Consider the following 22,874-nt stretch of genomic DNA (forward strand, 5'->3'; position numbering starts at 1 on the left):
CGGCACGAAACGGCTGGACCCGCGACCCACGCGCCGGGCGGTTTCCCGGCTGCCCGAAGCGGGATGGATATGCTGCCGAGTTGTTGTGCGGACCGGACGAGTACGCCCGAAGGGGGGCGGGCCGCCCCGGTTCGACGAGAGCGAGGAGGCCTCCGGCACATGGAGACGACACGTCGGGCAGGCGCGCAGGCGCCGCCCGCGGAGGGCGGACCACAGTTCCCCTTCGCCCGGCGCACGGTCGACGGCTACCTGCTGGCGCCCTTTCCCTGGTACGGCCTCGACGAGGCCTTCACGGGGCCGCGCTGGCTGATGCAGGTCGGCACCTCGGCCGACGGTTCGGTGGAGCACGGTGCGACGGGGCACGGCGACGAGCCGTCGGTGCGCAACGAGTTCGTGTCCGGAGCGCCGGACGAGCCCAAGGAGAGGTTCACGGTCGTCGTCACCGTCGCCGCTCAGCCCGTACGGCGCCTCGCCGACGGCACGGGCCAGCTGGAGGCCACCTCGGTCTCCTCGGCGGCCTGGCTGGCCGCGGTGGGCCTGCTGTCCTTCACCTGGCCCGGACAGGTGGACCACACCCTGCGGGACGACTGGCTGGAGCAGCAGACGGAGGCCGCCTGGGAGCTGGCCGACGACCTGTCAGGACCGGAGTGGTCCATGCTCTCCCTGCCCGTGGACGGCATCCCGACGCCGTTCTACTACCGGGAGTCGGAGTTCGGCTGGGTGCTCGCCGGCTCGACCTCCCAGGGGGTCCACGTGGGGGCGTACGGCAGGGGCGTGAGCGCGTACGGGCTCGGCTTCGCCATGATCAAGGACATCAACGCGTACGCCTGACGCCACGCGGCACACACGGCATGCAGGGGCGCCGTCCACGCGGGACGGCGCCCCTGCCACCGTACGGGCGCAACAGGCGTTGCACGGGCCGCGACGGCCCCCGTAAGCCCCTGAGCCGGCCTGATCCGAACGAGTGGCCCTAGAACTTGTTCTTCGGGGTGATCCCCAGCGACAGCCCCGCAAGGCCCCGCTGCCGGCCCGCGAGCTTGTCGGCGATCGACCGCAGGGCCGAGCCCGCGGGGGAGTCCGGGTCGGTCAGCACGACCGGCTTGCCCTCGTCGCCGCCCTCGCGCAGCCGGACGTCGATCGGGATGGAACCGAGCACCGGGACCGTGGCACCGGTGGTGCGGGTCAGGCCCTCGGCGACCATGCGGCCGCCGCCCGTGCCGAAGACGTCGACCATCTCGTCGCAGTGCGGGCAGGGCAGGCCGGACATGTTCTCGACCACGCCGACGATCTTCTGGTGGGTCTGGACGGCGATGGAGCCCGCCCGCTCGGCCACCTCGGCCGCCGCCTGCTGAGGCGTCGTCACCACCAGGATCTCGGCGTTCGGCACCAACTGGGCCACGGAGATCGCGATGTCGCCGGTGCCGGGCGGCAGGTCCAGCAGGAGGACGTCCAGGTCGCCCCAGTACACGTCCGCCAGGAACTGCTGGAGCGCGCGGTGCAGCATCGGGCCGCGCCAGACGACCGGCGCGTTGCCCGGGGTGAACATGCCGATGGAGATGACCTTCACGCCGTTCGCCGACGGCGGCATGATCATGTTCTCGACCTGGGTCGGGCGGCCGTCCGCGCCCAGCATCCGCGGCACGCTGTGGCCGTAGATGTCGGCGTCGACCACGCCCACCTTCAGGCCGTCGGCCGCCATCGCCGCCGCCAGGTTCACCGTCACCGAGGACTTGCCGACGCCGCCCTTGCCGGAGGCGACCGCGTACACGCGGGTGAGGCTGCCGGGCTTGGCGAACGGGACCTCGCGCTCGGTCTGGCCGCCGCGCAGCGCGGTCGCCAGCTCGCGGCGCTGCTCGTCGCTCATCACGTCGAGCGTGACGTCGACCCGGGTGACGCCCTCGACGCGGGAGACGGCGTCGGTCACCCGCTGGGTGATCGTCTCGCGCATCGGGCAGCCGGAGACCGTCAGATAGACGGTGACCGCGACCGCTCCGTCCGCGCCGACCTCCACCGATTTGACCATGCCGAGCTCGGTGATGGGCCGGTGGATCTCGGGATCGTCAACCGTCGCCAGAGCTGCGCGCACCGCGTCTTCCGTAGCCATAAGGACGATGGTACGGCGCCCCCTGTCGGCCCAGGGACCCCGTCACCGGTCGTCCATGTCACGTGTGCTCGGATGATCCGCCGGGAATACCCCGTGCCGGCCGTGCCCGTCGGCACTCAGTGCCTCCAGCTCCTTGACCAGGTCCTGGAGCTCCGAGCGCATCCAGTCGCGGGTCGCCACCTCGCCCAGGCCCATGCGCAGCGCGGCGATCTCGCGGGTCAGGTACTCGGTGTCGGCGATCGACCGCTCGTCCTGCTTGCGGTCCTGTTCGAGGTTGACCCGGTCCCGGTCGTCCTGACGGTTCTGCGCCAGCAGGATCAGCGGGGCGGCGTAGGAGGCCTGGAGGGACAGGGCCAGGGTCAGGAAGATGAACGGGTACTCGTCGAACCGCAGATGCCGGGGCACGACCACGTTCCACAGCACCCACACGACGATCACCACCGTCATCCAGACGATGAACCGCCCGGTGCCCAGGAACCGCGCGATGCGCTCGGACAGCCGCCCGAAGGCGTCCGGGTCCCACTCCGGAAGCAGCCGGCGCCGGGGCGGGCGCGGCTGGTCCAGGCGGCCGGCCCGCGGCCGCCCGGCGGCGGTGGCCCCCACCGGCCGCTCGCGGGTGCCCTCTCGCTCAGCCGCCATGCGCCGCCGCCCCCTCGTCCAGGTCGTACTCCGTCTCCCGCCAGTCGTCCGGCAGCATGTGGTCCAGGACGTCGTCCACGGTGACCGCGCCGAGCAGCGATCCTGACTCGTCGACGACGGGCGCGGCCACCATGTCGTAGGTCGCGAAGAACCCGGCGACGACCGGCAGCGTGGCGTCGGGGGCGAGGGGTTGCAGGTCGTCGTCGAGGATCGAGCCCACGAGGGTGTAGGGCGGGTCGCGGAGCAGCCGCTGGAAGTGCACCGCGCCCAGGTACTTCCCGGTCGGGGTCTCGTCGGGCGGGCGGCAGACGTAGACCTGGGCGGCCAGCGCGGGGGAGAGGTCGGGGTTGCGGACCCGGGCCAGGGCGTCGGCGACGGTCGCGTCCGGGCGCAGCACGACCGGTTCGGTCGTCATCAGGCCCCCCGCGGTGTGCTCCTCGTACGACATCAGCCGGCGCATGTCGGCCGCGTCGGCGGGCTGCATCAGCCCCAGCAGCCGCTCCCGCTCCTCCGTGGGCAGCTCGGCGAGCAGGTCGGCGGCGTCGTCCGGGTCCATCGCCTCCAGCACGTCGGCCGCGCGCTCGTCCTTCAGCTTGCCGAGGATCTCGATCTGGTCGTCCTCCGGGAGCTCTTCGAGGACGTCGGCGAGCCGGTCGTCGTCCAGCGCGGCGGCGACCTCGGCGCGCCGCTTGGCGGACAGGTGGTGCAGCACGTTGGCCAGGTCGGCGGGGCGCAGCTGCTCGAAGGTGGCGAGCAGGCTCTCCGCGCCCTGCCCCTGCTCCTCCAGCGAGAAGCCGGTGACCGCGGACCACTCCACGGTCAGGGCCTCTCCCCGGTTGCGACGGAACGCGCCGCCCTTTCCGCCCTTGCGGACGAAGACGCGGTCGACCTCCCAGTCCCGGCGCGCGGGCAGCTGCCGCACCGACATGTCCAGGACCGTGACCTCCTCGCCGGTCTCCGTGAGGGTCACCCGCCGGTCGAGCAGCTCGCCGAAGACGAGACGTTCGGTGGGCCGCTGCTCGAAGCGTCGGACGTTGAGCACGCCGGTGGTGATGACCTGGCCCGAGTCGATGCCGGTCACCCGGGTCATGGGCAGGAAGATGCGGCGCCGGGTGGCGAGTTCGACGACCAGCCCGAGCAGGCGGGGCGGCCGCCGACCGACGCGCAGCATGACGACCAGATCGCGCACGCGGCCCACCTGGTCGCCCGCCGGGTCGAAGACGGCGACCTGGGAGAGGTGCGAGACGAAGATCCGGGGGGCGCCCGCTGCCATGGCTGCGCCTCCTTTGCGCGGCTGTGTGGTGCGTGGTGCTGTGTGGTGCTGTGCGCGGCTGTGTGGTGCGTGTCGTCTGTGCCGGGTCTCTTTTCCCAAATGCCCGCTCAGGTGCGCTTCAGGCTAGCCCGTCCACCTCGGATACGCCCTGGTGAGGATCCGGAAGAGCCGGGTCCGCCGGGCGTGCGCGGCACCGGTACGCTGCCGTACGCCGCTTGAGGACACCCGTCAGAAAGGCGCTCCCCCTGTGACCGTGATTCCCCAGGGCCGTACCCGCCGGGCCGCGCTGACGAGCGCGCTGTGTGCTCTGGTCGTCGCGGGCGCGGGCCTGACGGGGTGTTCCGAAGAGGATCCGGACGCGGGGACCAACGGGGTCGGCAAACTGCCGGCCGACACGATCCAGGCGAAGACGAAGGCGGCGGCCGCCTCCGCGGACACCGTGCATCTGTCCGGGAACGTGGTCAGCAACGGCCGTACGTACCGGCTCGACATGCGCCTGAAGGACGAGGGCGGCTCCGGCTCGGTCACCTCGCAGGGGGTGACCTTCGGGCTGCTGCGGGTCGGGGAGCAGCTGTACCTGAAGGCGAACGCCGAGTTCTGGGGTCAGGTCGACAGCAGCGGCAAGGCCACCGGGGCCGCCGACAAACTGGACGGCAAGTACGTGAAGGTGCCGCAGGGCGACCCCGCGTACCAGCGGTTCAGCGGCTTCACGCACAAGGACGTCCTCCTGGACGGCCTGCTGACGCTGCACGGCACGCTGGCCACCGACGGGCACCACGAGCAGGCGGGCGTCCGCACGATACGCATCAGCGGCGGCGAGGGCACCGGCGGCATCCTGGACGTCTCCCTGGTGGGCACCCCCTACCCGCTGCGCCTGGTGCGCGCGGGCGACGCGGGCACGCTGACCTTCTCGGACTGGGGCAAGAACTTCTCCCTGGCCCAGCCGGAGAAGAGCGAGACGGTCGACTACGGCAAGCAGCTGCCGACGTCCTGAGTGGGACGGGCGGCGCTACTTCCGCCGCCGCCGCTTCACCAGCAGCCGCGGCAGCCCGTCCGGGACCGGCCGGCGGGTCGTCGCCGGTGTCGGCAGCGGCGCCTCGGCCAGCGAGCCCTGCGGCAGCGGCGCGGTCGTCCCCGCGGGCTCCAGGCGCAGCACCCGGCACTCGCGGGCCCAGCGCGCCGTCATGGCCTCGCCGTCGGGCGCGTTGAGCCGCTTCCCCTTCAGTTCGGCCACCACCTCCTGCCACCGCGGGGTGTCCGGCGCGACCTCCACCACGTGCGCGGCCCAGGTGACCAGACGGCCGCCCTTGTCCTTGCTGCGCACCGTCACCTCGGCGGCGGCCCCGTCGGCCAGTCCGGGCAGCGGCTGCTCGCCGGGCCCGTCACCCACCACGCACGCGGCGCCCTCGTGCCAGACGTGCCACAGGGCACGGGCCGGGACACCGGGGCCCCTGACCCAGATGAGGCCGGACTTCTTCGTGGCCTCCTCGACGAGGGCCTGGTCGAGCAGCTCGCTGTTCATGGCAGAAGGGTAACGAGCCCGCTCACAGCCAGCCGTTGCGCTTGAGGGTGCGGTGGATGCCCAGGCAGATCGCGGCCGTGATGGCCACGGTCAGCGGGTAGCCGTACTTCAGGTGCAGCTCGGGCATGTACTTGAAGTTCATGCCGTACACCCCGCAGACCATCGTCGGAACGGCGATGATCGCGGCCCAGGCCGTGATCTTCCGCATGTCCTCGTTCTGGGCGACGGACGCCTGCGCCAGATTGGCCTGGAGGATGGAGTTGAGCAGCTCGTCGAAGCCGACGACCTGCTCCTGCACGCGGGCCACGTGGTCGGCCACGTCCCGGAAGTACTTCTGGATGTCCGGGTCGATCAGCCGCATCGGGCGCTCGCTCAGCAGCTGCATGGGCCGCAGCAGCGGCGACACGGCCCGCTTGAACGCCAGCACCTCGCGCTTGAGTTGGTAGATCCGGCCGGCGTCGGTGCCGCGCGGGGTGCCGCCACGGCCCGGCGAGAAGACCTCCGTCTCGACCTCGTCGACGTCCTCCTGCAACGCGTCCGCGACTGCGATGTACCCGTCGACGACGTGGTCGGCGATGGCGTGCAGCACCGCGGAGGGGCCCTTGGCCAGCAGCTCGGGGTCGTCCTGGAGACGGTGCCGCAGCGCGCGCAGCGAGCCCTGGCCACCGTGCCGGACGGTGATGAAGAAGTCCCGGCCGGTGAAGCACATCACCTCGCCGGTCTCCACGATCTCGCTGTTGGCGGTGAGCTCGTCGTGGTCCACGTAGTGGATGGTCTTGAAGACCGTGAAGAGCGTGTCGTCGTAGCGCTCCAGCTTGGGCCGCTGGTGGGCCGTGACCGCGTCCTCCACGGCCAGCGGGTGCAGCCCGAACTCCGCGGCGATACCGGCGAACTCGGCCTCGTTCGGCTCGTGCAGCCCGATCCACGCGAAGCCGCCGTCGCGCCGCACCTGGCGCATCGCCTCCTGCGGGGTGAGCGGCCGGTCGGTCGGGACACGGGCGCCGTCGCGGTAGACGGCGCAGTCCACGATGGCCGACGGCGTCGCCGAGTCGTCTGCGGCGCCGCACGCGCCGTCGTCCTTGCGCGGGGCCGTGCGGGAGGGGCGGACCACGGAACGCAGGTCGCGGATCATCGACATGGCGGGGCTCCTTCGCAGCAAGCGACGAGGGGCTGCCGACAGCGGTTGGAACTGCCCGGAATGAGGACGTGGTGGCCTCAGGGATGTTTGGCACGTCCACAAAGCGGGGAGCACCGCACCGTCGCGGTGGCTTGCTTCGTCGCTGGCAGATCAGACAGATCAGACAGATCGAAACGAAACGAAGTGCTCTTCCGTATGACGTGCGCGGGGGCACGAACGCGAGAGGTGGCGGCCGACCGGAGTCAGAACGACGACATCAGCGGCGGGAAGAGCGGGTGCTACTGCACGGTCGACTTCGATCCATGACAGCCTCACCTCCTCCGGCCGGTCCCTCGTAAGGGAGTCCCATCGGCGTCGGGGCCGGATCGCGACCTCCCCAGGGCTGAGAACCTGGGGGGCATCAAGCTGCGCGCTGCCCCGGACGACCGGCCAAGAGTATCAGCAGCCCGGCGTGTCAAGGCGCCGCTTTGCCTGTCGCTGACGAGTTCTATGCTCGCCGCATGGCTGACGTTCTTCCTCTGGTCGAGGCCCGGTTGCGTTCCGCGCTGGGCGAACCGGACGCCCGCGCCGCGGTCACCTTCCTCGGCACGGACCGGATCGAGGTGCTGCGCTTCCACGAGGGGGACGTCGTCCGGTACGCCACCCTCGGGATGTCCGCCAGGCCCATGGCCGACCCCACCGCGCTGCTGGCCGACCCGGTCGAGGGGCCGCGCGCGGAGCTGGTCCTCTCCGTACGCGCCGGCCTCGCCGACACCGACAAGGTGCTCCGCCCGCTCGCGGTGCTGGGTGCGTCCCCGCAGGTCGAGGGTGTGGTCGTGGCGCCGGGCGCCTCGCTCGACGTGGGTGAGCCGCTGTGGCCCGGCGCGCCTTTCACCTCGGTCCTGGTGGCCGAGCCGGGCGGCCTGGTGGAGGACCTGGAGCTGGACGGGCCGCTGGACCCCGTACGGTTCCTGCCCTTGCTGCCGATGACCCCGAACGAGGCCGCCTGGAAGCGGGTGCACGGTGCGCAGGCCCTGCGGGAGCGCTGGCTGAACGGCGGGACGGACCTGCGGGACCCCGCCCGCGGTTCCGTCCCGCTGGAGTGAGCAAGCTCACCAACAGGCCGCCGGCCGGTGTCAGTTGGCGAAGACCGTGACGCTGTCCTCGGTGGCGTGCCGCGGCTGGAGCTCCTCCGCCTCGAGCGTGAGGGCCCTGCGTCGTACGGCGACCACCAGCGCGCCCAGCGCCGCGGTCGCCCCCGCGACCACGAACGGGACGTGCATGTCGGTCCACTCCGCGATCTTCGGCGCGAGGAAGGGCGCCGCGGCGGCGGCGAACCAGCGCACGAAGTTGTAGCCCGCGCTCGCCACCGGACGGGGGGCGTCCGACACTCCGAGGGCCAGCTCGGTGTAGACGGTGTTGTTCACGCCGATGAAGGCGCCGGACAGGATGGTGCAGACGACCGCCGTGGTGTGGTCGCCGAAGCCGAGCACGACCACGTCGGCGGCCAGCAGCACCAGCGAGCCGCCGAGCACCTTCAGCGAACCGAACCGCTCCTGCATGCGCGGCGCCACCACCACCGAGAACAGCGCGAGCAGCACACCCCAGGCGAAGAACACCGCACCCGACTTGTACGGGGTCATGTTCAGCACGAACGGCGTGAAGGCCAGCACGGTGAAGAACGTGTAGTTGTAGAAGAACGCCGAGACCGCCACCGAGGCGAGGCCGCCGTGGCCGAGCGCCTTGATCGGGTCCAGCAGGGAGGTCCTGCGGGCGGGCCTGGGCTGCTCCTTCAGGAACGCCGTGATGCACAGGAAGCCGACGGCCATCAGGAACGCGGTGCCGAAGAACGGGTAGCGCCAGCTGGCGTTGCCGAGCAGCGCGCCGAGCAGCGGGCCGCAGGCCATGCCGAGGCCGAGCGCCGACTCGTAGAGCAGGATCGCCGCCGCGCTGCCGCCGGCCGCCGCGCCGACGATGACCGCGAGGGCGGTGGAGACGAAGAGCGCGTTGCCGAGGCCCCAGCCGGCCCGGAAGCCGACGAGCTGGGCGACGGAGCCCGAGGTGCCGGCGAGACCGGCGAAGACCACCACGAAGGCGAGGCCGAGCAGCAGGGTCTTGCGGCCGCCGATGCGGCTGGAGACGAAGCCGGTCACCAGCATCGCGACGGCGGTGATCAGGAAGTACGAGGTGAAGAGCAGGGAGACCTGGCTCGCGGTGGCGTTCAGGCCCTTGGCGATGGAGGGCAGGATCGGGTCGACGAGCCCGATGCCCATGAAGGCGACGACGGACGCGCCGGCCGTCGCCCAGACCGCCCGTGGCTGTCGAAGGATGCTTCCCGCACCCGCGTCGAACGGGTCGCCCGCCGCGTGACCTCCTGTACTGCTGCGCATACCGCTCCTTCCCATCGTTGCTGTTTACACATAATAAGTTAGCCACCCTAATTGATGCAACATGCACCTAGTTGGTCCCGGGCGGGCCCCGGTCCGGACGGGTGATCGTCCTTGACGCGGCGCTGCCGGGGTAGGACCGTGGGGCCCTATGAGGGGCGAACCCAGTTGCCCGAAGTGCGGTGGCCGGGTCAGGGCTCCCGGACTCTTCAGCGACTCCTGGCAGTGCGGCGTGCACGGGACCGTGTATCCGGTGCAGCCCGTGGTCCCGCCGAGCGTCGAGGCCCTCGGTGTCGTGGTGCAGCGCACCCAGGTGCCGGTGTGGATGCCGTGGCCCCTGCCGGTCGGCTGGCTGTTCACCGGCGTGGTCCACGCCGGGGACGACCGCAGCGGCGGCCGTGCCACGGCCGTGGCCTGTTCCGGACCCGGGCCGCTCGGCGGCATGGGCGAACTCATCCTGGTCGCCGAGGAGCTCGGCGTCGGCCTGGGCGCGCGCTACGCCGGCATCGAAGGGCCGGACCCCGGCACCTATCTGGACGTGGAGAAGCCGCCCGACGCCAAGGTTCTGGCCGGCGGCCGCCCCACCCCGCTGTGGCATGTCTCCGGCGCCCCGGACGACCGTGCCGTCTTCGCGGGCGAGGCGCTCGGGCTGTGGCTGTGGGCGGTGGTGTGGCCCGAGCAGTCCGGGCTGCTGATGTACGACGAGCTGGTGCTGGCCGATCTGCGGGACGCGGGCGCCGAACTCGACTTGGTCCCGTGCGGGGCGCTCTCGCCGCGACTGCTCCGCCCGTAGGGGGCGCACGGCTCTCGCGGGTGTGACACGGCACCCTCGCGCGCCCGTTATCCTGAGGTGTCCCCTTCCGTCCCGTCAGAGCCTGGAGTCCGTGTCGTGCGCGTCGATCTGCACACCCACTCCAGCGCGTCCGACGGCACGGACACCCCGGCCGAGCTGGTGCGCCACGCCGCCGCGGCAGGCCTGGACGTCGTCGCGCTGACCGACCACGACACCACCCGCGGACACGCCGAGGCGATCGCCGCGCTCCCCGAGGGGCTCACCCTCGTCACCGGCGCCGAGCTGTCCTGCCGTGTCGACGGCATCAGCATGCACATGCTGGCCTACCTCTTCGACCCCGCGGAGCCCGCCCTGCTCGCCGAGCGGGAACTGGTCCGCGACGACCGGGTGCCCCGGGCCAAGGCCATGATCGCCAAGCTGGACGCGCTGGGCGTGCCGGTCACCTGGGAGCAGGTCGCGCGGATCGCGGGCGACGGCTCGGTCGGGCGGCCGCACATCGCCTCGGCGCTGGTCGAGCTCGGTGTCGTGCCCACCGTGAGCGACGCCTTCACCGAGGACTGGCTGGCCGACGGCGGCCGCGCCTGGGTCGAGAAGCACGAGACGGACCCCTTCGAGGCGATCCGGCTGGTCAAGGGCGCGGGCGGAGTGTGCGTCTTCGCCCACCCGGCGGCGGCCAAGCGGGGGCGCACGGTGCCGGAGTCCCGCATCGCCGAGTTGGCCGCGGCCGGCCTGGACGGCCTCGAGGTCGACCACATGGACCACGACGCCGACGCCCGTGCGCGGCTGCGCGGGCTGGCCGGCGAACTGGGGCTGCTCACGACCGGCTCCAGCGACTACCACGGCAGCCGCAAGACCGTCTCGCTCGGTGAGTTCACGACGCATCCCGACGTGTACGGGGAGATCACGCGGCGGGCCACCGGGGCGTTCCCGGTGCCGGGCGCCGGCGGGGTCTGAGGTCCGCCTCCCCCACTCCCACGTCACCTCACTTCCTCACCCTTCGTTCTTCCGTTCTTCCGCTCTTCCGCAAGGCCTCTCACCGATGTTCGACGCTGCCGTTTTCGGCTCCCTGTTCCTCACCCTTTTTGTCATCATGGATCCCCCTGGGATCACGCCCATCTTCCTCGCGCTGACCGCCGGACGACCCGCCAAGATGCAGAAGCGGATGGCCTTCCAGGCCGTCTGCGTGGCCGGCGGGGTCATCGCCGTGTTCGGTGTGCTCGGGAACCAGATCCTGGGCTACCTGCACGTGTCCATCCCGGCGCTGATGATCGCCGGTGGACTGCTCCTGCTCCTGATCGCGCTCGACCTGCTCACCGGCAAGACGGACGAACCCAAGCAGACCAAGGACGTCAACGTCGCGCTGGTCCCGCTCGGCATGCCGCTCCTGGCCGGTCCCGGCGCGATCGTGTCCGTCATCCTCGCCGTGGAGAAGGCCGACAGCGTGGCGAGCCAGGTCTCGGTGTGGTCGGCCATACTCGCGATCCACGTCGTGCTGTGGCTGGTCATGCGGTACTCGCTGTTGGTCATCCGGGTCATCAAGGACGGCGGCGTGGTCCTGGTGACACGACTGGCGGGCATGATGCTCTCCGCGATCGCCGTGCAGCAGATCATCAACGGCGTCCTGCAGGTGATCCGGGGCGCCTGAGCGCGTACGCGGTCCGGGGTGCCCGGCCGCCGTACGTGCGCGAAGCCCCCGTACGGTGACCGTACGGGGGCTTCGAAGCTTCTGCGGTGCTCCGCGTCTGTTATGAGGCCGTGGTCTCGGCCGGTCGGATCCACAGCCGCTGTCCGACAGCGGCGGCCTGCTGAACGATCCGGTTGACGGAGGCTGCGTCCACGACGGTGCAGTCCACGGGCGTGCCGTCGACCTCGTCGAGCCGCATGATTTCGAAGCGCATTGCCTCTCCCTTCGTCTGGTCATCCTCCTGAGGAGAACTACTTGGCTTCACTCGGTCACAACGATCTGCACGATGCAAACATTCCCTACGCTAAAGAAATTTTTCGATTGTCTAACCAGTGACCGGTAAGGCAGCTTCGATTGACCGACCGGGACCGGTTGTGTTCGCAGCGTGACCGCCGGGACAATGGAGGGCGATGAACGATGACCTCGCGGCGCTGTCCGCTCGCATCGACCGCACGAACGAGTTGCTGGTACGCATGCTCGCCGAGGTGGCGAAGACGCCCTCGACCCATGCGATCTTCGTCGACGCCGGGTACCTCTACGCGGCGGCGGGGCGCCTGGTGGCCGGGACGGAGGACCGCCGCGCCTTCGACCTGGACGCCGAGGGGCTGATCGACGCACTCATCGACCGGGCCCGCACCGTCTTCGCCGACAGCCGGCTGCTGCGCGTCTACTGGTACGACGGAGCCCGGCGCCGCATCCACACCGCCGAGCAGCAGTCGATCGCGGAACTGCCGGACGTCAAGGTCCGCCTGGGCAACCTCAACGCCAACAACCAGCAGAAGGGCGTGGACTCCCTCATCCGGACGGACCTGGAGTCACTGGCCCGGCACCGCGCCATCAGCGACGCGGCGCTGCTCGGCGGCGACGAGGACCTGGTCTCCGCGGTGGAGGCCGCCCAGGGCTACGGAGCCCGGGTGCACCTGTGGGGCGTCGAGGCCCCCGACGTCCGCAACCAGGCGGAGCCGCTGCTCTGGGAGGTCGACAGCCAGCGCACCCTCGACCTCGAGTTCTTCAAGCCGTACGTCTCCCGGCGCACCGCACCCGCGTACGACCCCGCCCAGGCCGCCCGCCCGACCCGCGAGAACGTCCGTTTCGTGGGCGCGCAGATCGCCGCCAAGTGGCTCGCGGCGCGCGGCCGCGAGAGCCTGGCGGAACTTCTCCCCGGGCACCCGTATCTGCCGGGATCGGTGGACCAGGACCTCCTGGTCGAGGCCGAGGGCCTCCTCCAGTACTCCCTGCGCGGCCAGGCGGACCTGCGACGTGCGCTGCGGGACGGCTTCTGGGCCCACCTCCAGGGGCAGTTCTAGGGCCGTGCGGGCGGCGCGGGCCGCTGGACCTTTCCGGTCGCGGATGGACCCTTCCGGTCGCGGCACCAGCCGGTTAGCCGGCCGTCCGGTCCTGTGGCCGGGCGGTGACGGTGTCCCAGAAATCGGCGAGGGCGCGGGCGGTGGCGAGCGGCTGATCGCAGTTGGGGGAGTGCTCGGCCCCCTCGACGACCGTGCGCCGGGCGCCCAGCCGCCGGGCCGCGTCGTCCAGGAGCGGCAGCGGCCAGGTGTCGTCCCGCGCGCCCGAGAGCACGTGGAACGGCAGCGGCAGGGCGGCGAGTTCGGCGACGCGGTCCGGCTCGGTGCACAACTGGAGCCCGGTCGCGAGCAGTTGGGCGGGCTTGTGGGACAGCCAGCGGCGGCGCAGGTCCGCGCGGTCGTCGAGGCCCGCGTCGAGTCCGGCGCCGGTGTCGGTCTCCTCGGGCGGTTCCATCGCCTGGATGACCTCCCAGACCTCCGCCATCGACATCACACCGAGCGCGTCCCGCAGCAGTTTCACGCGCTGCTGCTGGGAGACGGAGATCTGCGCCGGACCGGAGGCCATCAGGGTGAGCGAGACGAAGGGGGAGCGGTCGAGGAGCACGGCCGCGCGGGCGATCTGCCCGCCGAGCGAGTGCCCCAGCAGATGCAGCGGCGTGCCGAGCGCCCCCGCCTGAGCGAGGACGTCCCGGGCGAGTTCCCCCTGCGCGTACGTGGACTCGTCGTCCGCCGGCCCGTCCGACTCGAACTGCCCGCGGCCGTCCACGGCCACCGTGCGGTACCCGCGCGCCGCGAGGGGCTCGTGCAGCGGGTTGAAGTCCTCCTTGCTCCCGGTGAAACCCGGCAGCAGCAGCGCGGTGCCGCGCGGCGCGACACCGGCCGCGACGGGCGCGTCGACCACGGCGAACTCGCCGCGCGCGGTGCGCAGCCGGTAGGTGCGCGCCCCCGGCGGCGGGACGAACGTAGGCGGCCTGCTCATGCGCCGAGGCTATCGGGCACGGCGCCCTCGGTGGTGTCGGTACGGCGGTTCGGGTGAAGTCCTCACCGGTGGGGCGGTGGCGGCGAACCGGCCGTGTTCCGCCGCGTACGCCGGCGGCCCGGTCCCACACGGAGTGGGCCGGGCCGCCGGGTCGTACGGGCGTCTGGAGCGCCGGATCAGGCCTCTATGGACTCCACCACCGCGGCGGCGGTCTTCCCCGTGGTCTGCGCCGGGATCTCGGCGGTGTCCACCGCTACCTTGGCGGCGGCCGTCTTGCGCGTACGGCGCGGCTTCGGCTCGGCGGCCGGGCCACCGGCCGTGTCGTCGGCCTCCGCCGGGGCCTCGGCGGCCTTGCGGGTACGGCGACGGGGCTTGGCCTCCGCCTCCGCCGTCGCCGCGACCGCCTTGCGGGTACGGCGCGGCTTGGCCTCGGCGGTGTCCACCGCGGCTTCCGCAGCGTCCGCGGTGGCGGTTGCCTTGCGGGTGCGGCGGGGCTTGGCCGCCGTCGCCTCGTCGGTGACGGGGGCGTCGGCCGTCTCGGCCGCCTTGCGGGTCCGTCGGCGCGGCTTGGTCTCCGCCCCGTCGGTGGTGCCTTCGGCGGTGTCCGCCACGGCCTCGGGCGCGGTCGCTGCCTTACGGGTGCGGCGGCGCGGCTTGGCCTCAGCACCCTCGGCGGCGTCGACCGCGGCCTCGGCGGCGCTGTCCGGCCCGTCGGCCGGCTGCGGCGGGATCTCCGCGGCGACCGTCGCGGCGGCCTTGCGGGTCCGGCGGGGCTTGGCTTCGACGGCGGCTTCCGGCGCGTCCGCGGTGGTCGCGGCGGCCGTCGCCTTGCGGGTGCGGCGACGGGGCTTGGTCTCCGCCTCGTCGGCGGTGCCCTCGGCGGTGTCCACGGCGGCTTCCGCCGCGGTGGCGGTTGCCTTGCGGGTCCGTCGGCGCGGCTTGGTTTCCGCCTCGTCGGCGGTGCCTTCGGCGGTGTCCGCCACGGCCTCGGCCGCGGTCGCCGCCTTACGGGTGCGGCGGCGCGGCTTGGCCTCCGGCTGGTCCGCGGTGGACCCGGCCGTGTCCAGAGCCGCCTCGGCGGTGCTCTCGGCCGAAGCCGCCGGTTCCGGGGCGACCTCGGCCCCGGTCTCGGCCGGGGCCGTCGTGACCGCCTGCTCCGCCGACTTGCGGGTACGGCGGCGACGCGACTTCGCGGGCGCGTCGGTGGCGTCGGCGACGTCGAGGGCGGTGCCCTCGGCCGTCGTCATCGCGGCCTCGGCGGACTCGACGGGTTCGTCGTGCCCGGACGGTGCCGTCGGCTCGTGGGCCGTCACCGGCTGCGCCGGCGCACCGCCGCGCAGACGACGCCGACGGCGCGGGGTGCGCGTGGTGGACGCCTCCTCCGTGACCGTGGCCTCGACCGGCACGTCGGCCGACGTGTCCGCGACCGGCGTGGCCGGTGCCGAGTCCAGCGGCGCGCCGCCACGGGTGCGGCGTCGGCGGCGCGGCGTACGCGCCGGGCGCTCACGGTCCGCGGAGCGCTCACGCTCCGCCGGGCGTGCCTCGCCCCGGCCGCCCCGGCCACCGCGACCGCGTGCACCGCGACCGCCGGTCTCGCCCAGGTCCTCCAACTCCTCCGCCGCAAGGCCGGCGCGGGTGCGCTCCGAGCGCGGCAGGACGCCCTTGGTGCCCTCGGGGATGCCCAGCTCGGCGAACAGGTGCGGAGAGGTGGAGTACGTCTCGACCGGGTCGTTGAAGTCCAGGTCCAGCGCCTTGTTGATGAGCTGCCAGCGCGGGATGTCGTCCCAGTCGACGAGCGTGATCGCCGTACCCTTCGCGCCCGCGCGACCCGTACGGCCGATGCGGTGCAGGTACGTTTTCTCGTCCTCGGGCGACTGGTAGTTGACGACGTGTGTGACGCCCTCGACGTCGATGCCGCGCGCGGCGACGTCGGTGCAGACGAGCACGTCGACCTTGCCGTTGCGGAAGGCGCGCAGCGCCTGCTCGCGGGCGCCCTGGCCGAGGTCGCCGTGGACCGAGCCGGAGGCGAAGCCGCGGCGCTGGAGCTGCTCGGCGATGTCGGCGGCCGTGCGCTTCGTACGGCAGAAGATCATCGCCAGTCCGCGCCCGTCGGCCTGGAGGATGCGGGCGACCATCTCCGGCTTGTCGAGCGAGTGCGCCCGGAACACGAACTGCTTGATGTTCGCGACCGTCGCGCCTTCGTCGTCCGGCGCGGTGGCGCGGATGTGCGTCGGCTGCGACATGTAGCGGCGGGCCAGGCCGATCACCGCGCCCGGCATGGTGGCCGAGAACAGCATGGTCTGCCGCCTGGCCGGCAGCATGTTGATGATCTTCTCGACGTCGGGCAGGAAGCCCAGGTCGAGCATCTCGTCGGCCTCGTCGAGCACCAGGCTCTTGACGTGCTGCAGGTTCAGCTTCTTCTGGCCGGCGAGGTCCAGCAGGCGGCCCGGGGTGCCGACGACCACGTCGACGCCCTTCTTCAGGGCCTCCACCTGGGGCTCGTACGCCCGGCCGCCGTAGATCGCGGTGACGCGCACGTTGCGCACCTTGCCCGCGGTCAGCAGGTCGTTGGTGACCTGGACGCACAGCTCGCGCGTGGGGACGACGACGAGCGCCTGCGGGGTGTCGGTGAGCGCCTCGGGTTGCGCGCGGCCCGCCTCGACGTCGGCGGGGACGGTGACGCGCTCGAGGAGCGGAAGGCCGAAGCCGAGCGTCTTGCCGGTGCCGGTCTTGGCCTGGCCGATGACGTCCGTGCCCGTGAGGGCCACGGGGAGGGTCATCTCCTGGATGGGGAAGGGAGTGGTGATGCCGACGGCTTCCAGGGCCTCGGCGGTCTCGGGGAGGATCCCGAGCTCTCGGAACGTCGTAGTCAGGGTGCTGCCTCTTCTGTGTGCGCGGTGCGAGGCGAGCGCGGGGGTCGTGTCTGACCGTGCTGGGGACGTCGGTCGCCCACGCGGGCGGGCCGTGTGGCACGGGACCACAGCCGACGCTCTAGCGCTCGAACCGCTTGGAGGTCCCTCCGATCGTCGTACGCACAGTGCCGTACGGTCAGGGAGGGCTGTCGGGTCGGAGCCGATCGGGCCACCGACCGGGCATCCTCATGCGTGCGCCCTGTCGGTGTACGTCATACGTCACACATCGCAACGCGTCGGCGTACGCAACAGGCGCATTACCACCATACCCCGGAATCACGTACACGTGATGGCCGATTCGGTCACGTAGTCGTCGTCACACTGGTCGGTCGGGTCCGTCGCGGGCGCGGAGGGCGGGCTATTGTGCGCTTCATGACGAGCTCTGACAAGTCTGACAACGTCTCCGACGCGCCCGCCGAACCCACCGGCATCGCCGCCCAGGACTGGGCGACGGCCGCCGCCGACCCGCAGTACCGCGCCGCGGTCGTGGACCTGCTCGGCGCGCTCGCGTACGGAGAGCTCGCGGCGTTCGAACGGCTCGCGGAGGACGCCAAGCTGGCGCCCACCCTGGCGGACAAGGCCGAGCTGGCGAAGATGGCGTCGGCCGAGTTCCACCACTTCGAGCGGCTGCGCGACCGGCTCGCGGAGATCGGCGAGGAGCCGACGCTCGCGATGGAGCCGTTCGTCGCCGCGCTCGACGGCTTCCACCGGCAGACGGCGCCCTCGGACTGGCTGGAAGGGCTCGTCAAGGCCTACGTCGGCGACTCGATCGCCAGCGACTTCTACCGTGAGGTCGCCGTCCGTCTGGACTCCGACACGCGCGAGCTGGTCCTGGCCGTCCTGGACGACACCGGGCACGCCGGCTTCGCGGTGGAGAAGGTGCGCGCGGCGATCGACGCGGACCCGCGCGTGGGCGGCCGGCTCGCACTGTGGGGGCGGCGGCTGATGGGCGAGGCCCTGTCGCAGTCCCAGCGGGTCGTGGCGGACCGGGACGCGCTGTCCACGATGCTCGTCGGCGGCGTCGCGGACGGCTTCGACCTCGCCGAGGTCGGCCGGATGTTCTCCCGGATCACCGAGGCGCACACCAAGCGGATGGCCGCGCTGGGGCTGGCCGCGTAGGCCTGCCGGGAGGCGTTGTCAGGGGGTGCGCCGCCGTCGGCGCCGGATCAGGCCGGCGCCGATCGCCGGCGCAGTCTTCCCGCGGGGCGCACCAGCAGGGACAGCGAGGCGGCGGACACGACCACCGCGCCGAGCAGCGTCGACAGCAGGCTGCCGGAGCCCAGCGCGCTGTGCGTGACGAAGCCGCCGAAGAGGGCCCCCGCGACACCGGTCGACTGCACCAGGAGACGGGACGGCAGACGGTGGGACAGGCGGTGGAACGCGGTCCAGCCGAGCAGCAGACCGATCAGCGCGGAGCCGAGCGCTTCCAAGAACATGACGGTTCCCTCCCACACGATCGGCATGATCGGCCGGTGCCTGGCGGTCCTAGCCGGTCATACCCCTGACCTGCGGAAGGCAACCCTCCCTGTGGGCGGATTGTGCGCCATCCGTGAAGGCGGAGCACGGGAGAACGCGGGGGAGCGGGAGAAGCGGGGGGGAAGGTGGGAGAACGCGGGAAGGGGCCCGGCGGCTCTCCGCCGCCGGACCCCCTCCCGTGCAGTTCCCGTAGCTCCCGTCGTTCGACGACGCGGCGGCTACAGCGCGCCGAAGCCCACCTTGCGCGGGGCCGGCTCGCCGAGCTCGACGTATGCGAGGCGGTCGGCCGGGACCAGCACCTTGCGGCCGTGCTCGTCGACGAGGGTCAGCAGCTGCGACTTCCCGGCCAGCGCCTCGGACACCGCCCGCTCGACCTCCTCGGCACTCTGACCGCTCTCCAGAACGATCTCGCGGGGCGCGTGCTGCACGCCGATCTTGACCTCCACGGCTATGTCCCTCCGACGGTCAGTGAAGTGCGCGACCTTCCGCGCCGTACCTGCACACATTAGCCCGGTGAGGGGACCAACACGCTCGACCCGGGAACGCCAGGAGCGAACAGCCCGCTCAGTGGTGCTGCTCGGCGCCGTGCAGCGGGAAACCGGCGATGCCGCGCCAGGCCAGGGACGCCAGCAGCTGGACCGCCTGGTCGCGCGGCACGCTGCGGTCGCTGTGCAGCCAGGAGCGGGCCACCACCTGGGCGAGTCCGCCGAGGCCCGAGGCCAGCAGCATCGACTCCGCGCGGGAGAGGCCGGTGTCCTCCGCGATGACGTCGCAGATCGCCTCGGCGCACTCGTTGGTGACCTTGTCGACGCGCTCGCGCACCGCCGGCTCGTTCGTGAGGTCCGACTCGAAGACCAGCCGGAAGGCGCCGCCGTCGTCCTCGACATAGGCGAAGTACGCGTCCATCGTGGCGCGCACGCGCTGCTTGTTGTCGGTGGTCGAGGCGAGCGCGCCCCGCACGGCCTGGATGAGCGACTCGCAGTGCTGGTCCAGCAGCGCGAGGTAGAGGTCGAGCTTGCCCGGGAAGTGCTGGTAGAGCACCGGCTTGCTGACGCCGGCACGCTCGGCGATGTCGTCCATGGCGGCCGCGTGGTAGCCCTGCGCCACGAAGACTTCCTGGGCGGCGCCCAGCAGCTGGTTCCGTCGGGCACGGCGCGGCAGGCGCGTGCCTCGCGGGCGTGCCGCCTCTGTCTGCTCGATGGCTGTCACGCCGCCTCCCAAAGTCGTCCACATGCGGTGTGCGCCGCGCCGCCATCGTACTTTTCGGTAACCGTGGTGTGCGCGGTGCGAGCGCAGGATTTCACGGACCGGACGGCGACAAAAGCGGCATAGAAGGTTTCAAGCGGGTTCAAGACGGGCAAAAAGCCACGCTCCTGCTCAACGGCGGTCCTTCCCGTCGGGCGTCCCCGGCGTCGCCTCACGCGCCACCTCGTACGCCCCCGTCCCTCACCGGTAGTCGTCCTCGTCGATGGAGACGACCCGCGCCTGTTCGATGAGATCGGCCTCGTTGGCGCGGTCCGGGTCCCCGGTGAGGGGTTCGTCGCGGTCCGGCGCGACGTCCGCGTGCTGCTCGGCGGCGTCGCCCTCCGGGGCCTCGACGGCGATCTCCGCGGCGTCGTCGCCCTCGAACGTCTCGGGATCGGTGGGGTCGAATGCCATGCTGGGCTCCCTTCCTGCGGAATGCTGCGGAATGTCCCTGCGGATGCCCCATGCCCCTGCGATGTCCCCGGAGGGTGTTCCCGGAAGCCGCAGGGGGTCATGTGCGGGTGCCCTCTGTATGAGCCTAGGAGACACCCGGGGGTGACGCTATGCGATCCGCGGTCCGATCGGCGGTCCCGCGTGCGTACGATCTGTGACGGCTGACACAGGCGAACCCATGAGTCACAGCGTGATCGTCTCGTAACATTGCCCGCATGTCTTCGACCGAGCTGCCCTTCGTGCCGCCCGCCAACGTTTTTCCCAGAGTGGCGCCCGTCGGGGTCGAGGAGGGCGAACGGCTGCGCTCGGTCGAGCTGCCCGGGATCACGCTGGCGGTGCGCTCGCGGCCGCCCGCGCGGGAGGGACTGCCGCCCGCGCTGTACGTGCACGGCCTCGGTGGCTCCTCCCGGAACTGGTCCGCCCTGATGCCGCTGCTCGACGGCACCGTCGACGGCGAGGCGGTCGACCTGCCGGGCTTCGGTGACTCCCCGCCACCGGACGACGGCGACTACTCCGTCACCGGGCACGCGCGCGCGGTGATCCGCCTCCTGGACGCCTCCGGCCGCGGGTCGGTGCACCTGCTGGGCAACTCGCTGGGCGGCGCCGTCTCCACGCGCGTCGCGGCGCTGCGGCCCGACCTCGTACGGACGCTCACGCTCGTCTCGCCCGCGCTGCCCGAGCTCCGGGTGCAGCGCACCGCCCTGCCGACCGGACTGCTCGCGCTGCCCGGCGTGACCACCCTGTTCACCCGGCTCACCCGGGAGTGGACGCCGGAGCAGCGGGTCCGCGGGGTCATGGCCCTGTGCTACGGCGACCCGGGGCGGGTGACGCCCGAGGGGTTCCGCAACGCGGTGCGGGAGATGGAGCGGCGGCTCCAGCTGCCGTACTTCTGGGACGCGATGTCGCGCTCCGCGCGCGGGATCGTGGACGCGTACACGCTGGGCGGTCAGCAGGGACTGTGGCGGCAGGCCGAGCGGGTCCTCGCGCCCACGCTGCTGGTCTACGGCGGCCGCGACCAGCTCGTCGGCTTCCGCATGTCCCAGCGGGCGGCCCGCGCCTTCCGCGGCTCCCGCCTCCTCACGCTGCCGGACGCCGGCCATGTGGCGATGATGGAGTACCCGGAGGCCGTGGCCACCGCGTTTCGCGAACTACTGCTGGACGCCGGAGAGTTGGAGACCGGCTCGATGACGGGGCCGGCAGCGGGCGCCCGGGCCGTGGACGACGGTGGTGAACGGACCGGCGTCGAGTCCGCCGGTGCCGAAGCCGAGCGTGGGACTTCCGCGGCCGGGACCGCAGGTCGTGCCTCCGGCGCGGAGACAGGCGGCGGTGCTCCCGGTACCGGGACGGCCGGCGGTGCGTCCGGCTCGGAGGCCGGTGGAGCCTCCTTCGGCGCGGGTGCGGGGGGCTGAGGGCCGACGTGGGACGCCACAGCCGCCGCGGGCCCGCGCCCAAGGACGCGACCGCGAACACGAGCATCGGCCGGGACGACCGCAGCGGCCCGGAGCTCCCGGACGGCGAACGCCCCGGGGGCGGCCCGGAGGGCCGGGACGGCCGCGCGTACCGGGGAGACGCCGAGCCCAGGCGCGGCCTGAGGGGTCGTCACGGGACACCCGCCTACGGCACGCCCGCTCACGGCACGCCGCGTTTGGCCGACGGCACACCGGTCGGCGGGGTTCCGCGGGTTCGTGGTGGGCACCCGGAGCAGCGGGAAGCCGGTGGCGGCTGGGGGCGGCCGGGGGAGCCTGCCATGGAGAGGAACGGAGCGCAGGGGCCGACGACCGCCGGTCTCGGCAGCTCGACGGGGATCGGGGGCTCGGCGAGGACCGGCGGCTCGACGGGGACCGGGGGCTCCGCCGCTCCCGCCGACTCCGTGCGTTCCCGCGCCTCCATTCCCCGGCAGCGGCGGACATCGCCCGGCGGACCGCGGCAGGACTACCTCGACGCCTTCGGCGAGGACGACGACGTCTTCGCGCCCCGGTCCCGAGGTGACGTGCGCACCGCGAACCCGGCCGTGGCCCCGCCCTACGAGCCGGCCGGGCGGGACGCGGCGGAGCGCGGGGACGACGGCGCCGCGCGACCGAGCGGCGAGCCCGCCACGTCCACCGCGACCAAGGGGAAGGCGTTCACCGGCATCGCGGCCGCCGCCGTCACCACCGTGCTCGCCGTGGTCGTCGCCGGGCAGGTGGCCGAGGACCAGCCCGACAGCGGGGTGTTTTCCCGGTCCGCCGCCGACCGGGCGGAGCCTGACACCGCCGACGCCGCCGGTGCCGCGGGTGCGGGCACGGACGGCAAGGCGGCCGCTCCGAACGTGTCGGCACTGACGTACGACCAGAAGATGGGCGTGAGGTACCCGCTCAGCCCCACCCTCGAGGGCTCCGGCCGGTTCGACGCGGTCCCGGGCTTCGCCAAGGCGCCCGGCACGGGGCGCAAGTACACCTACCGCGTCGACGTGGAGCAGGGTCTCGGCCTGGACGGCGAGCTCTTCGCCGCGGCCGTGCAGAAGACGCTGAACGACGACCGCAGCTGGGCCCACAACGGCGCCCGCACCTTCGAGCGCGTCTCCTCCGGCCGGCCCGACTTCGTCATCACGCTCGCCAGTCCGGGTACCACCGCCACGTGGTGCGCCAAGTCCGGCCTGGACACCACCGTGGACAACGTCTCCTGCGACTCGGCCGCCACCGAACGCGTGATGATCAACGCCTACCGGTGGGCGCAGGGCTCCAAGACCTACGGCGACGAGATGTACGCCTACCGGCAGATGCTGATCAACCACGAGGTCGGCCACCGGCTCGGCTACGGCCACGTCTCCTGCGACACGGACGGCGCGCTGGCGCCCGTCATGCAGCAGCAGACGAAGTTCCTGGACCACGACGGAATCCACTGCCTGCCCAACTCCTGGCCCTACCCGGGGAGGTGACCGCGGGCCGGCCGGACCGGCCCGCGGCGCCACGGCCAGTGGCGTGACGGTTCTGGGCGAGACCGTTCG

Annotated in this window: 23 protein-coding genes; 10 read left to right on the forward strand and 13 right to left on the reverse strand. The window is 72.4% G+C overall.

Going from position 1 to position 22,874, the window contains the following annotated elements; genetic code table 11:
- Nucleotides 1-159 precede the first annotated feature (159 nt).
- Nucleotides 160-831, forward strand: a complete 672-nt coding sequence (locus ACIHCX_RS12815) for a hypothetical protein (RefSeq protein WP_400028968.1) — start codon at nucleotides 160-162, stop codon at nucleotides 829-831.
- Between the two features lie 139 nt (nucleotides 832-970).
- Here ACIHCX_RS12815 and ACIHCX_RS12820 read toward each other — a convergent pair whose 3' ends face one another.
- From ACIHCX_RS12820 to ACIHCX_RS12830, 3 genes are read right to left on the reverse strand one after another with little or no spacing between them, the layout of a single operon-like run.
- Complete coding sequence (locus ACIHCX_RS12820) at nucleotides 971-2,104, reverse strand: Mrp/NBP35 family ATP-binding protein (RefSeq protein ID WP_400028969.1); 1,134 nt, start codon at nucleotides 2,102-2,104, stop codon at nucleotides 971-973.
- Nucleotides 2,105-2,146: 42 nt separating this feature from the next.
- Nucleotides 2,147-2,743 carry a DUF1003 domain-containing protein gene (locus tag ACIHCX_RS12825; RefSeq protein ID WP_400028970.1) on the reverse strand — a complete coding sequence of 199 codons (597 nt, stop codon included), beginning with the start codon at nucleotides 2,741-2,743 and terminating at the stop codon, nucleotides 2,147-2,149.
- A complete protein-coding gene (locus ACIHCX_RS12830; RefSeq protein ID WP_400028971.1) occupies nucleotides 2,733-4,016 on the reverse strand; it encodes a magnesium transporter MgtE N-terminal domain-containing protein in 1,284 nt (427 codons plus the stop codon). The genes ACIHCX_RS12825 and ACIHCX_RS12830 overlap by 11 nt, the downstream gene beginning before the upstream one ends.
- A gap of 247 nt (nucleotides 4,017-4,263) precedes the next feature.
- Here ACIHCX_RS12830 and ACIHCX_RS12835 point away from each other — a divergent pair, with 247 nt between their 5' ends.
- A complete protein-coding gene (locus ACIHCX_RS12835; protein WP_400028972.1) occupies nucleotides 4,264-5,010 on the forward strand; it encodes a hypothetical protein in 747 nt (248 codons plus the stop codon).
- Between the two features lie 15 nt (nucleotides 5,011-5,025).
- Here ACIHCX_RS12835 and ACIHCX_RS12840 read toward each other — a convergent pair whose 3' ends face one another.
- Nucleotides 5,026-5,538 (reverse strand): hypothetical protein, encoded by a 513-nt coding sequence (locus tag ACIHCX_RS12840; protein WP_400028973.1) that lies wholly within the window; start codon nucleotides 5,536-5,538, stop codon nucleotides 5,026-5,028.
- A 22-nt stretch (nucleotides 5,539-5,560) separates the two neighbouring features.
- On the reverse strand, nucleotides 5,561-6,676 hold the full coding sequence (locus ACIHCX_RS12845; protein ID WP_400028974.1) for a magnesium and cobalt transport protein CorA: 1,116 nt from the start codon (nucleotides 6,674-6,676) through the stop codon (nucleotides 5,561-5,563).
- A 500-nt stretch (nucleotides 6,677-7,176) separates the two neighbouring features.
- Here ACIHCX_RS12845 and ACIHCX_RS12850 point away from each other — a divergent pair, with 500 nt between their 5' ends.
- Nucleotides 7,177-7,761 carry a suppressor of fused domain protein gene (locus tag ACIHCX_RS12850; protein WP_400028975.1) on the forward strand — a complete coding sequence of 195 codons (585 nt, stop codon included), beginning with the start codon at nucleotides 7,177-7,179 and terminating at the stop codon, nucleotides 7,759-7,761.
- A 30-nt stretch (nucleotides 7,762-7,791) separates the two neighbouring features.
- On the opposite strand, the gene ACIHCX_RS12855 is transcribed toward ACIHCX_RS12850, so the two are convergent.
- The gene (locus ACIHCX_RS12855) at nucleotides 7,792-9,045 is read right to left on the reverse strand and encodes an MFS transporter (protein ID WP_400028976.1); all 1,254 of its coding nucleotides are present in this window, start codon (nucleotides 9,043-9,045) and stop codon (nucleotides 7,792-7,794) included.
- A gap of 148 nt (nucleotides 9,046-9,193) precedes the next feature.
- Here ACIHCX_RS12855 and ACIHCX_RS12860 point away from each other — a divergent pair, with 148 nt between their 5' ends.
- From ACIHCX_RS12860 to ACIHCX_RS12870, 3 genes are all read left to right on the forward strand, one after another.
- A complete protein-coding gene (locus tag ACIHCX_RS12860) occupies nucleotides 9,194-9,835 on the forward strand; it encodes a DUF6758 family protein (RefSeq protein ID WP_400028977.1) in 642 nt (213 codons plus the stop codon).
- A gap of 96 nt (nucleotides 9,836-9,931) precedes the next feature.
- A complete protein-coding gene (locus ACIHCX_RS12865; protein ID WP_400028978.1) occupies nucleotides 9,932-10,789 on the forward strand; it encodes a PHP domain-containing protein in 858 nt (285 codons plus the stop codon).
- 85 nt (nucleotides 10,790-10,874) lie between these two features.
- Nucleotides 10,875-11,480 carry a MarC family protein gene (locus ACIHCX_RS12870; protein ID WP_400028979.1) on the forward strand — a complete coding sequence of 202 codons (606 nt, stop codon included), beginning with the start codon at nucleotides 10,875-10,877 and terminating at the stop codon, nucleotides 11,478-11,480.
- Between the two features lie 100 nt (nucleotides 11,481-11,580).
- Here ACIHCX_RS12870 and ACIHCX_RS12875 read toward each other — a convergent pair whose 3' ends face one another.
- A complete protein-coding gene (locus tag ACIHCX_RS12875; RefSeq protein WP_100568199.1) occupies nucleotides 11,581-11,733 on the reverse strand; it encodes a hypothetical protein in 153 nt (50 codons plus the stop codon).
- A gap of 196 nt (nucleotides 11,734-11,929) precedes the next feature.
- Between ACIHCX_RS12875 and ACIHCX_RS12880 the strand changes: the two genes are divergently transcribed.
- Entirely contained in the window at nucleotides 11,930-12,826 is an 897-nt protein-coding gene (locus tag ACIHCX_RS12880; RefSeq protein ID WP_400028980.1) for an NYN domain-containing protein, read from the forward strand.
- A 73-nt stretch (nucleotides 12,827-12,899) separates the two neighbouring features.
- Here ACIHCX_RS12880 and ACIHCX_RS12885 read toward each other — a convergent pair whose 3' ends face one another.
- Together ACIHCX_RS12885 and ACIHCX_RS12890 are read right to left on the reverse strand one after the other, a co-directional pair.
- On the reverse strand, nucleotides 12,900-13,802 hold the full coding sequence (locus tag ACIHCX_RS12885) for an alpha/beta fold hydrolase (protein WP_400028981.1): 903 nt from the start codon (nucleotides 13,800-13,802) through the stop codon (nucleotides 12,900-12,902).
- A gap of 176 nt (nucleotides 13,803-13,978) precedes the next feature.
- Nucleotides 13,979-16,582 carry a DEAD/DEAH box helicase gene (locus ACIHCX_RS12890; RefSeq protein ID WP_400028982.1) on the reverse strand — a complete coding sequence of 868 codons (2,604 nt, stop codon included), beginning with the start codon at nucleotides 16,580-16,582 and terminating at the stop codon, nucleotides 13,979-13,981.
- 504 nt (nucleotides 16,583-17,086) lie between these two features.
- Between ACIHCX_RS12890 and ACIHCX_RS12895 the strand changes: the two genes are divergently transcribed.
- On the forward strand, nucleotides 17,087-17,833 hold the full coding sequence (locus tag ACIHCX_RS12895; protein ID WP_400028983.1) for a ferritin-like domain-containing protein: 747 nt from the start codon (nucleotides 17,087-17,089) through the stop codon (nucleotides 17,831-17,833).
- A 47-nt stretch (nucleotides 17,834-17,880) separates the two neighbouring features.
- On the opposite strand, the gene ACIHCX_RS12900 is transcribed toward ACIHCX_RS12895, so the two are convergent.
- The 4 genes from ACIHCX_RS12900 to ACIHCX_RS12915 all read right to left on the reverse strand — a co-directional run bounded on the left by ACIHCX_RS12900 (nucleotide 17,881) and on the right by ACIHCX_RS12915 (nucleotide 19,849).
- Nucleotides 17,881-18,150: a hypothetical protein gene (locus tag ACIHCX_RS12900; protein WP_400028984.1), complete on the reverse strand. Its 270-nt coding sequence runs from the start codon at nucleotides 18,148-18,150 to the stop codon at nucleotides 17,881-17,883.
- Between the two features lie 258 nt (nucleotides 18,151-18,408).
- Nucleotides 18,409-18,636 (reverse strand): DUF3107 domain-containing protein, encoded by a 228-nt coding sequence (locus ACIHCX_RS12905; protein ID WP_062711803.1) that lies wholly within the window; start codon nucleotides 18,634-18,636, stop codon nucleotides 18,409-18,411.
- 118 nt (nucleotides 18,637-18,754) lie between these two features.
- Complete coding sequence (locus ACIHCX_RS12910) at nucleotides 18,755-19,399, reverse strand: TetR/AcrR family transcriptional regulator (protein ID WP_400028985.1); 645 nt, start codon at nucleotides 19,397-19,399, stop codon at nucleotides 18,755-18,757.
- A gap of 237 nt (nucleotides 19,400-19,636) precedes the next feature.
- A complete protein-coding gene (locus tag ACIHCX_RS12915) occupies nucleotides 19,637-19,849 on the reverse strand; it encodes a hypothetical protein (protein WP_400028986.1) in 213 nt (70 codons plus the stop codon).
- Nucleotides 19,850-20,103: 254 nt separating this feature from the next.
- Here ACIHCX_RS12915 and ACIHCX_RS12920 point away from each other — a divergent pair, with 254 nt between their 5' ends.
- Together ACIHCX_RS12920 and ACIHCX_RS12925 are read left to right on the forward strand one after the other, a co-directional pair.
- Entirely contained in the window at nucleotides 20,104-21,297 is a 1,194-nt protein-coding gene (locus ACIHCX_RS12920) for an alpha/beta fold hydrolase (protein WP_400028987.1), read from the forward strand.
- Between the two features lie 8 nt (nucleotides 21,298-21,305).
- Nucleotides 21,306-22,805: a DUF3152 domain-containing protein gene (locus tag ACIHCX_RS12925; RefSeq protein WP_400028988.1), complete on the forward strand. Its 1,500-nt coding sequence runs from the start codon at nucleotides 21,306-21,308 to the stop codon at nucleotides 22,803-22,805.
- Nucleotides 22,806-22,874 lie beyond the last annotated feature (69 nt).

Origin of the sequence: Streptomyces sp. NPDC052043 (assembly GCF_044548235.1) — a bacterium.
In the GTDB taxonomy this organism is placed as follows: domain Bacteria; phylum Actinomycetota; class Actinomycetes; order Streptomycetales; family Streptomycetaceae; genus Streptomyces.